This window comes from Pustulibacterium marinum (assembly GCF_900116665.1).
Lineage (GTDB): Bacteria > Bacteroidota > Bacteroidia > Flavobacteriales > Flavobacteriaceae > Pustulibacterium > Pustulibacterium marinum.
Genome location: NZ_FPBK01000024.1, coordinates 20,825 through 31,650, shown reverse-complemented (window position 1 = coordinate 31,650; position 10,826 = coordinate 20,825). Strand labels below are relative to the sequence as shown.

At 31.9% G+C, this 10,826-nt stretch carries 13 protein-coding genes; 10 read left to right on the top strand and 3 right to left on the bottom strand.

All coding sequences use genetic code 11. From position 1 onward, the window contains the following. Positions 1–414, top strand: a 414-nt coding sequence (locus BM383_RS18405; RefSeq protein ID WP_317040075.1) for a group II intron maturase-specific domain-containing protein, incomplete at its 5' end; no start/stop codon positions are given. Positions 415–631: 217 nt separating this feature from the next. Here BM383_RS18405 and BM383_RS18400 read toward each other — a convergent pair. Genes BM383_RS18400 through BM383_RS18390 form a run of 3 tightly spaced genes read right to left on the bottom strand, consistent with a single transcriptional unit; the run spans position 632 to position 1,808 of the window. Further along, on the bottom strand, positions 632–838 hold the full coding sequence (locus BM383_RS18400) for a GDCCVxC domain-containing (seleno)protein (RefSeq protein WP_085766308.1): 207 nt from the start codon (positions 836–838) through the stop codon (positions 632–634). Further along, a complete protein-coding gene (merTP, locus tag BM383_RS18395; protein WP_093026617.1) occupies positions 838–1,437 on the bottom strand; it encodes a mercuric transport protein MerTP in 600 nt (199 codons plus the stop codon). Before merTP ends, BM383_RS18400 begins: the two co-directional genes overlap by 1 nt. Further along, a complete protein-coding gene (locus tag BM383_RS18390; RefSeq protein WP_008615513.1) occupies positions 1,434–1,808 on the bottom strand; it encodes an ArsR/SmtB family transcription factor in 375 nt (124 codons plus the stop codon). The genes merTP and BM383_RS18390 overlap by 4 nt, the downstream gene beginning before the upstream one ends. 422 nt (positions 1,809–2,230) lie before the next feature. Here BM383_RS18390 and BM383_RS18380 point away from each other — a divergent pair, with 422 nt between their 5' ends. From BM383_RS18380 to BM383_RS18340, 9 genes are all read left to right on the top strand, one after another. Then, positions 2,231–3,343 (top strand): site-specific integrase, encoded by a 1,113-nt coding sequence (locus BM383_RS18380; protein WP_093026615.1) that lies wholly within the window; start codon positions 2,231–2,233, stop codon positions 3,341–3,343. Further along, on the top strand, positions 3,336–4,340 hold the full coding sequence (locus tag BM383_RS18375; protein ID WP_093026614.1) for a DUF6617 family protein: 1,005 nt from the start codon (positions 3,336–3,338) through the stop codon (positions 4,338–4,340). Before BM383_RS18380 ends, BM383_RS18375 begins: the two co-directional genes overlap by 8 nt. A gap of 211 nt (positions 4,341–4,551) precedes the next feature. Next, positions 4,552–4,848, top strand: coding sequence for a helix-turn-helix domain-containing protein (locus BM383_RS18370; protein WP_093026613.1), 297 nt, complete (start codon positions 4,552–4,554; stop codon positions 4,846–4,848). A gap of 2 nt (positions 4,849–4,850) precedes the next feature. Continuing rightward, complete coding sequence (locus BM383_RS18365) at positions 4,851–5,147, top strand: helix-turn-helix domain-containing protein (protein WP_093026612.1); 297 nt, start codon at positions 4,851–4,853, stop codon at positions 5,145–5,147. Next, positions 5,134–6,042: a BT4734/BF3469 family protein gene (locus tag BM383_RS18360; RefSeq protein ID WP_093026611.1), complete on the top strand. Its 909-nt coding sequence runs from the start codon at positions 5,134–5,136 to the stop codon at positions 6,040–6,042. Before BM383_RS18365 ends, BM383_RS18360 begins: the two co-directional genes overlap by 14 nt. Further along, entirely contained in the window at positions 6,039–7,778 is a 1,740-nt protein-coding gene (locus BM383_RS18355; protein WP_093026610.1) for a DUF3987 domain-containing protein, read from the top strand. Before BM383_RS18360 ends, BM383_RS18355 begins: the two co-directional genes overlap by 4 nt. A 163-nt stretch (positions 7,779–7,941) precedes the next feature. Then, complete coding sequence (locus tag BM383_RS18350) at positions 7,942–8,235, top strand: helix-turn-helix domain-containing protein (RefSeq protein ID WP_093026609.1); 294 nt, start codon at positions 7,942–7,944, stop codon at positions 8,233–8,235. Between the two features lie 20 nt (positions 8,236–8,255). Next, positions 8,256–10,319 carry a Piwi domain-containing protein gene (locus tag BM383_RS18345; RefSeq protein WP_093026608.1) on the top strand — a complete coding sequence of 688 codons (2,064 nt, stop codon included), beginning with the start codon at positions 8,256–8,258 and terminating at the stop codon, positions 10,317–10,319. 58 nt (positions 10,320–10,377) lie between these two features. Continuing rightward, a complete protein-coding gene (locus tag BM383_RS18340) occupies positions 10,378–10,689 on the top strand; it encodes a DUF6660 family protein (RefSeq protein WP_093026607.1) in 312 nt (103 codons plus the stop codon). Positions 10,690–10,826: the final 137 nt, after the last annotated feature.

Sequence of the window (10,826 nt, the reverse complement as noted above, 5' to 3'; positions counted from 1 at the left end):
TATCAAGCGGTGGTAGCCAAGAGTAAATGGCAAAGTTTGAAGCGTTCGCTGAAATATCTGACCAAGAAAACGCTACCAATGAGCTTTGATGAGCGTATAGGGCGGTTAAATCTACTTATACGTGGCTGGGTTAATTATTTTAAACCAGCATCCATACAAGGTAAACTTAAAAAGCTGGACGAATGGCTGCGAAACCGAATACGGTACTGCATTTGGCATGATTGGAAGAAACCCGAACGTAAACGGAAAAACCTAATTCGTTTGGGCATACCCCAAGGACAAGCCTATGCATGGAGTCGAACCAATATGGGAGGTTGGGCAGTAGCTCAAAGTCCTATTCTACGAACGACAATAACGCAATCTAAATTACAGAAAAGAGGTTATTTAAGTATGCTAACATACTATAAGGGTTAGTATCATTTTCGAACCGCCGTATACGCGACCCGTACGTACGGTGGTGTGAGAGGCGCACCGTGGACTCATCGTTCACGGCCGTCTACTCGATTACCCACTGGCTTTATTCCGTTCAGCTTGGTTTTCAGCGTTGGCAAAGACATACTCTTTTGCAATTTTTGGCTTGTGTTTCGGCTGAAGCGAATTGCAAATGTGTATGGCTTTTAGCGTTGGCTTTTTAACAACAACTTTTATTTTCTTGAATTGGTGGACAAGCTACTGTTCCATAAGAACAATAAACACAACAATCTCCCTCTTTTGGTTTTAAAACCTTTTTACAATTTTCGCATTCGTAGAAAAATTGACAAGCGTTTGTTGGCATATCTTCCACTTTTTTATGTCCGCAGTTTGGACAAGTTATTTCAGATTTTAATATAGTTTCCATTAATTTTCTTTTTTGTCGGTTACTTTATAACCTGTTGAGTTAATTGCTTTCTCAATTTCCGTTTCATTGGTTTTGGTTTTGTCAAATTCAACGATTGCATTTCCATTTTCATAAGACGCTTTTGAGTTTACAATTCCGTTGAGTTTGTTTACTTCGTGATTGACGTGTTCTTCGCAACTGGCACAAGTCATTCCGCTGATTTTAAATTCCGTTGTTTTAATGTCCGATTTGTCAACTACAATTATTTGTTTTTCTGTGTTTGGGTAAAAAATTCCAGAATAATATGGGAAAGCCAACATTACAATTGCAAATACTGTTACAATACCTAAAAACTTTTTTGATTGAATAAATTTTGGTTTTTCGTCCGTCTCACAATCACAGTCTATTTCTTTTTGAGGTTTAAGTTTTTGATACCAAGCAAAGCCAAGAACTAAAATTGTCAGTCCAATTAAATATGGTCTAAAAGGTTCTATCCAAGAAAATGTTGAAACAATTCCACTTGTTCCTGCGATAAGAGCCAAAACTGGTGTAATACAACATAAAGAAGCTGTAATTGCCGTTAACAAACCTGCACCGATTAATTTGTTTTCACTTTTCATATCGTTTCTAAAATTTTGTTTTTATCAAGTATCTCAAAAAATGGGTTTAGCATTTTTTCGTATTCAGCCGTAAGTGAATAAAAAATCGTTTGAGCATCTCTTTCTGTTTGTAATAGGTTTCGGTCTTTCATTTTTCTCAAATGTTGAGAAATAGCAGAAATGTTCATTCCGAGAATGTCGCTTAAATCACAAACACAAAGTCTTTTTTCCTGAAAGAGTAGGTAAAGTATTTTCAGTCGAACGTTATTTCCGACTAATGAAAGTCCGTTCGCCAAATAGTCGAACGATTCGTTTAATTCCGAAACTGTGTCTTTGCAACGATTTATTTGTTCAATATCGGCTTGTTGTCTTATGCAAGAATTATTTTCCATAAAACAAAGTTACGGTTATTTCTTATTTAAGCAAATACTAAAATACATAATTTTCAGGCGTTGGGAAAATTTTAGCTCTTTTGGTTTTAAGCGTTGGATTTGTGTGTCGGAAAAAGCCGAAAGTGCTAAAATATGCGGTTGGTTTTCAGCTTGTGGGTAACGTATTTGTGTATTGATTTGTTGCGGGACAAATCCGTAGGATTTTTTCCGCCTAGCGTAAAGATAGCAAACACAACGGAATTTCCGAGAGGAAATTCATTATCTTTCCTTTGTTTGTTATGTATCTATTAATCATTGCTTTACAGGGTTTTCAGTGTTCTTTTTTGTTGCCAAACTACCCTTTTTTGCTTATATTTGTTGCCGTATTGTTGCCCATTTAACATTAATACAACACATCGTTTAACACAGTAAATATAAGAAAAATGAAAGTTACTTTACGCCAACGTAGAAAAGGGAAACGAATTAGTTTATATCTTGATTATTACGAAAATGGTAATCGTAAATACGAGTACTTGAAATTATATTTGACACCAGAACCCGATAAAGGGTCCTTAACCAAAGCGCAGAAATTAGAGAATAAGAAAATCTTGCAACTTGCCGAAAGCATCAGAGCTAAAAGGCATCTAGAAATTCAAAATAATATTTATGGCTTTGAGAATAAGGAAAAGAAACAAGGGAACTTTTTTGTGTATTTAGAGCAATGGATTGAAAGACGTTCAGAAAGTAAGGGGAATTTAGCAGTTTGGAATAGTACTTTAAAGCACTTAAAAGCTTATTATCCTAGTGGTATTTCTTTTGAAAGAATTGATGAAGAATGGGTTGAAGGTTTTAAAGAGTATTTAGATAAAAAGGCACTTTCCAGAAGTAAACGAGAATTAAGCCAAAATACTAAATCTGCATATTTTAAAAAGTTATTGGCAGTATTACGTCAAGCGGTTAAAGAAAAGGTAATACAATACAATCCTGCAATTTATGTTGAAAACTTCAAAGAAGAAGATACACATATGGAATTTTTAACTTTAGAAGAAGTTAGAAAGCTTTTTAGCACAGATAGTAAACATCCACAATTAAAAAATGCGTTTCTTTTCTCTTGTCTTACAGGATTGCGTTGGTCTGATATTACAAAGCTACAATGGTCAGAAATCCAATATTCAGAAAGTTACGGGAATTTTATTAGATTTAAGCAAAAGAAAACGAAAGGAGCTGAAACCTTACCAATTTCTGAACAAGCATTTGAATTGTTAGGAGAGAAAGGAGAACCAACTCAAAAAGTTTTCGAGAATATTAATAACGTTCAAAGAAACTATGACCTATTAAAAGATTGGGTTGGAGATGCAGAAATTAAAAAGAATATCACGTTCCATTGTGCGCGTCATTCATTTGCTACATTGCAACTAACTTTAGGTACTGATATTTATACAGTTTCAAAAATGTTAGGTCATAAGAACTTAAAAACAACTCAAATTTACGCTAAAGTAATTGACGACAAAAAGAAACAAGCAGCTTACAGAATAAACCTTAACCCAAATGGCTAAAGACTTATTTATCGACTTACTGTATGTGGAAAAGGTTACTGATGATAAAAGAACCGAAAACCAATTTAAAGAGCTTTTAAAAGGCTTTAAAAAGCAATACCTCAATACAACGCCTAGATATGAAATCGACTTCAAAAAGGCGTATTCTAACAAGCGTAAATACTATTTAAAATTAATAGAAAACGAGTACATCAAAAATTTTAATCAAATTAATGATGCACTTGATGCAAACTCAACAGCTGATCATTTGTCTTTTCTATACGATAATGCTCACCGTAAATTTTTAAATTATTTAACCCAGATTAAAAATTACATTTCAGATAATGTTATTGATGAAAGTTTGTCTTTAAAGCCAATTCAAAATGATAAATCTGATGAAGCCTATATCATTTCATTTTTAAAAGCAAATGCGATGATGCTTTTTATGGAACTTCAAGAACGATTTTCAGAATTAAGTGATGCTGAAATTTATACAATAGAAGAACTGCACGAAGTATTTTTTAATGAAGAACCACCTCAAGAGTTAATTGTAAAATCCTATTCCGGTGCAGAAATAAAAACGGTCAGGAAACAAGTAAAACAAAGCTCCAAATTCAATGCTATTCAAGGGGATGTTAGAGAAGAAAACAATGATGTCTTATCCTATAACGAACTTATTAACAAGCCTAAACAATGGGAATTTGCAAAATTAGAGGAGCTGTTAAATGAAAAAGGTATTATTGATGATGATTATAACTTTACCAAAAAGCGGGGTAAAAAAATATTACTTGCAGCTTTTATGGTAAAACTAACGGAAGCAAAATACTTTAATGAAAGGATATTTTTTGAAGATAAACCATCTAAAAAAATTGAGCGTAAACATATTCATAAATTCTTTGCTCATCGTTATGGTCCAGGTAGTAATGCCGATAAAGAATACCGTAATTTTTTAGGTGCTGAAAAAAGAGCCTATCAAAAATTAGTTGATGCCAATTTTTGGCTTGACCAAATCAAATAAAACTTCACTTTTTAAAAGTGGTATTTTCTCTACTTAATACCATTTAGTTAATACCAAAAACAATGTAATTCATTGTTTTTTAATGGTTTAATAATACCATTTTTTCTCTTTTCTGTTATACCAAACACCTTTTTAAATATTTGCTATATCCTTGACAATCAAGGATGACTTTTGCGCAGAAGTCCATTTTTAAATTAAAATTTATAAAAAGATGGACGTTAAAATAATTGAACGTTTAGAACGCATCGAAAAGTTGTTAGTAGAACAACAAACGTTGCAAAAGCAAGTATTGAATTTCAATGAAACTTGTCAGTATTTAGAACTATCACAATCGCACTTGTATAAACTTACAAGTACGGGAGCCATTCCACACTATAAACCGAATGGTAAAAAAATCTATTTCCAACGTCAGGAATTAGACCAATGGTTATTGCGTAACCGTATGGATTCCCAAGATGAAATCGAGCAACAGGCAGCTAATTACTTAATCAAAAAAGGAAGGATTTAGTTATGACTGAAATCATCGATTTACTCTTGGCACTCTCGCAAGAGATTAAGGATTTAAAAGCACGTATCGAATTAATAAGAGCTACGAGAGCAGAACGCTTAAAAGATATGTGGATTGACAATCAGGACGTAATGCAAACGCTACATATTAGCCAACGTACATTGCAAACATTCCGTTCAAATGGCACGATTCCATATAGCAAGATACAAGGTAAATTTTATTACAAAGTATCTGATATAGAGGAACTATTACAAAGCAATTATTATAACCCAAATTTTAAATGCGATGGAAATAAGTAAAGAAAGTATCTTAAAGAAAACGCATTACGGGTTAAATATTTATGCTTATGTATTAAGGCAGTATTATCCTAAATCAACAGTCCTTTCCTTAAAAGGAAGGGACTGCGGGATAACCCGCAATCCTTTTAACGGTGGTAAATCAACATTACAAATTAATGTTGTTGAAAATAAAGCAATCCATTACGACACAGAATTAACCGATTTTAAAGGCGATGTATTCGATTTTGCATCCTATCATTTTAAAAGTATTAATGAAGAAGAATTGTTACTTAAAATTAATGAGGAACTGCATCTAAATTTTGAAGTTAAAAAAGAAGATGAATTATCCTGGTTAGATGCACCCGATGATACTTGGTATGCTTACAGCAGTTTTTATAATGCACCAATTAGAAATGTATTTCCAACCGAAAAAGTGCGGTTACATCAAATATTTGAGCGTATTACAAGCGATAAGTATAAAAGTATCACAGAACAATTTAGAGCGATTAAAGACCCAAAAGAAGCACGAAAATTTAAAGCAAATAATTTTGATTATGCTACATTTTCAGGCGTGTTTTCTAAACGAAATGATGATAGCTTAATAGAGCATTCATCACTATTAACAATCGATTTTGACCATTTACAAAATCTTGAAGAACTAAAACAACAATTATTGAACGATGAATATTTTGATACCGAATTGTTGTTTACATCACCTTCTGGTGAAGGCTTAAAATGGATAATTAGAATCGATATATCTAAAGTGCCACACAACGAATATTTTATTGCGGTGGCCAATTACATAAAGCAAACATATAACATTGAGGTAGACCAATCGGGTAAAGACATTTCCAGAGCGTGTTTTTTATCCCACGATCCATTGGCATACCTACATAAAAGACATCAAAAGCTATGACAAAAATATTCAACCCGAAAGATTGGTTAGCTGTTCCAGAGCAAAAAGAAGTACCTAAAAAACCAATCAACAACAAACCGACAACGGTTGTTGCAAATGATATTGAAACATATATCAACGCTTTAGAACAATCAGGTATCGATATTACTGATACTTATGAAAAGTGGCGTGATATTGGTTTTGCTATTTCAGAGGAATACGGTGAAGCTGGACGTGATTACTACCATAGAATTAGCAGAAATTATTCAGGTTACGACCATAAAGAATGCGACGAACAGTATAATAAATGCTTACAAGCAAAAGGACACGGTATAAGCATAGCAACCTTATACCACCATTTGCATCAAGTTGGTATTAAACCAAAACAGCAACAACAAGTTGTTGAAGTATCGCAACATCCAGAGGAAGAAAAACAACCATTGCCAACAATACCTACAACAGTTTACAACAACATCCCAACATTTTTTCAACAAGTAGTAAAACCATCAGACAGTAATGAAGAACGTGATATTTTGTTGTTGGGTGCATTAACAGCATTTAGTGCTTGTTTTCCTAAATTGTTTGGTGTGTACGACCAACGGAAAGTGTTTAGCAACTTGTATTTATTTGTTACTGCACCTGCTTCAGCAGGAAAAGGGAGATTAAACCAAATTAAAAATTTGGTAAATCCTGTTCACAAAGAAAAGCGCGAACAATCCAAAACCCTAAAACAACAGCATCAAGTTGAAATGGCTACTTATAATATGAATAAGGGCAAAAGTGAAACTATGGAAAAACCGAGTAAACCACCTGAAAGAATGCTGTTTATTCCGGCTAACAATAGTGTAACAGGTGTTTATCAATTAATATCGGATAATGAAGGTAGAGGGTTAATTTTTGAAACCGAAGGAGATACTTTAGCACAAGCTTTTAAAAGTGATTACGGTAATTATTCCGATGGTTTTCGTAAAGCATTCCACCACGAAACCATTAGTTACTATCGTAGAACGGACAGAGAGTATGTAGATATTGAAAGACCTTGTTTGTCAACGGTGTTGTCTGGTACACCAAAGCAGATTCAGGCATTGGTTCCAAGTGCTGAAAATGGCTTGTTTAGTCGTTTTATGTTTTATTATATGAATATCAAACCTACTTGGAAGAACGTTTTTCAAACTGATACAACCAATGGTTTAGATGAATATTACGACCAATTAGGAAAAGAATTTTTTGGGTTATACAAAACCCTAAAAAACAATCCTGATATTGAAGTAAGGCTAACAACCGAGCAACAACAAAAGTTTAATGTGTTTTTTGAGAAGCTTCAAACCAAATACCTCAATCTTCAACCCGATGACTATATAGCAACTGTTAGACGTTTGGGGTTAATAGCATTTAGAATTATAATGTTGTTTTCTGTATTTCGCATTATGGAAGATGGTGATGTAAACCAAGTAAGATATTGTGAGGATATAGATTTTGAAAATACATTGGAAATGATAAGCGTATTAGTAAAGCACAGTAGTAAGGTGTTTAACGATTTACCTATCGAACAAAAAGAAGTAAAAAGAGCCAATCGTAAAGAACGTTTTTTAGAAGCACTACCTTATCAATTTTCAAGACAAGATTACCTAAATATAGCCGACAAAAACAAGATTCCTCATAAAACAGCAGAAGGCTATATTACTAAATTTGTTGATGCTGGTCTAATACATAGGGAAGCACATAACAATTATACAAATCCCACAAAAGCACAATAAGGATTTTGAGGATTTTAAGGAAACGAGGATTTATAAAAATACTTTATATCCTCAAATCCTTAACTTCCTCATTTCCTGTTTATAATTGTTAATATCTTTTTGTTAGTTCTTATTTTCTTTTTCTTACATTAGACAGATATTGACAAGTCAAAATCTCCCTAAAATGACATTTGGCGAATACATCAGAGAAATACGAGAGGAACAACAATTACTATTAAGAGAAGTTGCTTCTCAAATGAATATTGATACGGCACTTTTAAGTAAAATTGAACGTGGTACTCGTATGGCTCGTAAAGAACAAGCTGAAGCATTAGCCAAAGTATTAAAACAAAATAAAAATGAATTGCTTCAATTCTGGATGGCAGATAAAATTGTCTTTATGTTAAAAGATGAAAAGAACATTACGGAAATCCTCAAAATTGTAGAACAAAAAATTAATAGATTGAGCAAGAAGTAGAATTAATAAACCCAAGTCTTATGAGTCAGGAACTTTATTTTAATATCATAACATTTGATTTACCAGACAAACCAATAACTTTTTATTTAAGTAAAGAGAAAATTGGAAATGCGCAAAAGTTGTATAAAACAAAGTTTCCAACCAATATAGAAGATTTGTTTCCTGGTATAAAAGAAGAAAATCCTGATTTTATCTACACATCATTTATTTATGAAAAGGAAGGTTATTTGCCTTTAAAACTCAATCTAAAAGAACAACCAACCGACTTAATAAAGCATTACTATAATTGGCGAATCAAAAAATTCTTTAAAAGCATAAAAAAACTTGTTGGTCAAAACTTTGTGAATGATAATCAAATTTGGATAGGTAATAGATCATATCAAAATAAAAGTTTTGCACAGTATTATAAGTTTACTGTCAAAGTACAAATTAAAGAAGTTAGTGAATATGGTGAGTTAGTTATTTCTTATGATGGTATGGCCAAAGTGTTTAAAAAACCTATTTCTGAAATTATAAAACATACCTCAACAACAAATCTTAATAAAGTTGTATATAAAATGAGGTTATTAAAATATCATAAGGAAAAGGAATTTATTGATGATAACACAAAGGCTTTTGCCATTTTGAATAACGATTTACGAACAGCTTTTAATATTCAACCAGAACCAAAAGATGAGTCCAATAAATATATTGGTTATAAACACAAAATAGATAAGTTTATTCAACATTTCATTTTAAGTGAAGAATTTAAGAAAGTTATTCCTGTTAATAATGACGATTACTTACCTGTAGAAATAAATCGAATTGGTGAAGTTGCTGATGAAAGCAATGATTTAGTGTTTCAAAATGGTGTTGGTAGAAATCCCAAAATTGATTTTAAGAATTTAAAGCCTTTAAATCCTTGTCAGTTAGATAATGTGCATTTCTTCTTTATATATCATACAAGTTATGCTAAAGAAGTAGAAGCATTGCAAAAATTATTGGAAGATGGTACAAGTTGGTATAAAGGTTTAAATATTTATGCAGGTGTTTTAGCACATTTCGATAATAATGTCAATATAATATTTGATGATTTAGAAAATCCATTACCTCAAATTGCAAAGGGTATAAAAGATTTTAAATCTGACCCTAATATTAATTATGTTGCTATTTATTTAAGTCCTTTTAACAAGCACGAACCCAATCTTGAAAAAAAGTTAGTGTATTACAAGGTTAAAGAGCAGCTTTTATATAAAAGAATTATATCTCAAGTAATAGAGTTTGATAGATTTAGAAGAAATCAACATAAGTTTATATACGATTTAACCAATATATCATTAGCCTTATTAGCAAAATTAGATGGTACACCTTGGCAACTAAATGTCAAACCTAAAAATGAATTAGTTATAGGTGTGGGTGCATTTAAAAATACCGAAGAAAACATTCGATATGTAGCGAGTGCATTTAGTTTTAAAAATAATGGAAGATTTAATGAATTTCATTATTTCAGTAAATCTGATGTTAAACAGTTAGGGGGTGCATTAAGTGATGCTATCTATCAATACGTACCAACAAACCAAATACCTGAAAAAATAGTGATTCACTTTTATAAGGATATGAAGGATGAAGAAATACAACCTGTTTTAGAAATGATGGATAAACTTCAATTGCCTTGTCCTCTTTTTGTTCTTAATATTAATAAAACAAAATCACAAGATATTATTGCTTTTGACCAAAATTGGAATGGTGAGTTAATTCCAATGAGTGGCACATATATAAATATTGGCCCTAAAGGAGAATATAAATATTTACTCTTTAATAATTTGAGGTATAACAATACTGTAAAATACCCAAGTCATTCAAGTTATTCATTTCCAATAAAACTTAAAATATCAAGTCCTACACCAGAGGCTTTAAATGATAGTAAAATGATTAGAAAGCTAATAGAGCAAGTGTATCAATTTAGTAGGCTATATTGGAAATCCTTACGTCAACAAAACGTACCAATAACAATTAAATATCCTGAAATGGTTGCAGAAATAGCACCTCGTTTTGAAAGCAAGGAAATACCACCTTTTGGTCAAGAAACCTTATGGTTTTTATAATCCGAAGCCTTTTTTCTTTGCACAACCATTGCATTAAAAAATTCTTATATTTGCCTTAATGAAATTTTTAGCATTCATATTGTCAATCTATATCTTCACACTAAATTTAGTGCCTTGTGAAGATACAGGTACTTTTGACAATGAAGTTAAAACAGAAATTTCTCAAGATTTAGGTGATAACCACCAACATCAAGATGCAGATTTATGTTCCCCATTTTGTATTTGCCAATGTTGCCATATAATCGCAACTTATTTCAAATTCGCAGAAATAAAATTTGAGTTTAAATACAATTCTTCTCAAGATTTTCTCTACTTAAACGGTATAAAAAAAGATTTTACCACTTCCATTTTACAGCCACCACAGGCATAATTCAGTTTTTTTAAAGGATAATTATATCCTTTTTTGACCAAATCCTGGTTCTCATACTAGATCCTTGGTCCTATTGATAGATTTTGTTAGGCACAAAATTATTATCAAGAATTTTAACTGAATTAAATTTTTATTTA

Bases quoted from the DNA above. Each gene is read 5' to 3' on its own strand.
- BM383_RS18360 (WP_093026611.1), top strand. From the start codon at position 5,134: ATGGAAATAAGTAAAGAAAGTATCTTAAAGAAAACGCATTACGGGTTA.
- BM383_RS18355 (WP_093026610.1), top strand. From the start codon at position 6,039: ATGACAAAAATATTCAACCCGAAAGATTGGTTAGCTGTTCCAGAGCAA.
- BM383_RS18345 (WP_093026608.1), top strand. From the start codon at position 8,256: ATGAGTCAGGAACTTTATTTTAATATCATAACATTTGATTTACCAGAC.
- BM383_RS18365 (WP_093026612.1), top strand. From the start codon at position 4,851: ATGACTGAAATCATCGATTTACTCTTGGCACTCTCGCAAGAGATTAAG.
- BM383_RS18390 (WP_008615513.1), bottom strand. From the start codon at position 1,808: ATGGAAAATAATTCTTGCATAAGACAACAAGCCGATATTGAACAAATA.
- BM383_RS18400 (WP_085766308.1), bottom strand. From the start codon at position 838: ATGGAAACTATATTAAAATCTGAAATAACTTGTCCAAACTGCGGACAT.
- BM383_RS18380 (WP_093026615.1), top strand. From the start codon at position 2,231: ATGAAAGTTACTTTACGCCAACGTAGAAAAGGGAAACGAATTAGTTTA.
- BM383_RS18370 (WP_093026613.1), top strand. From the start codon at position 4,552: ATGGACGTTAAAATAATTGAACGTTTAGAACGCATCGAAAAGTTGTTA.
- BM383_RS18350 (WP_093026609.1), top strand. From the start codon at position 7,942: ATGACATTTGGCGAATACATCAGAGAAATACGAGAGGAACAACAATTA.
- BM383_RS18340 (WP_093026607.1), top strand. From the start codon at position 10,378: ATGAAATTTTTAGCATTCATATTGTCAATCTATATCTTCACACTAAAT.
- BM383_RS18375 (WP_093026614.1), top strand. From the start codon at position 3,336: ATGGCTAAAGACTTATTTATCGACTTACTGTATGTGGAAAAGGTTACT.
- merTP (WP_093026617.1), bottom strand. From the start codon at position 1,437: ATGAAAAGTGAAAACAAATTAATCGGTGCAGGTTTGTTAACGGCAATT.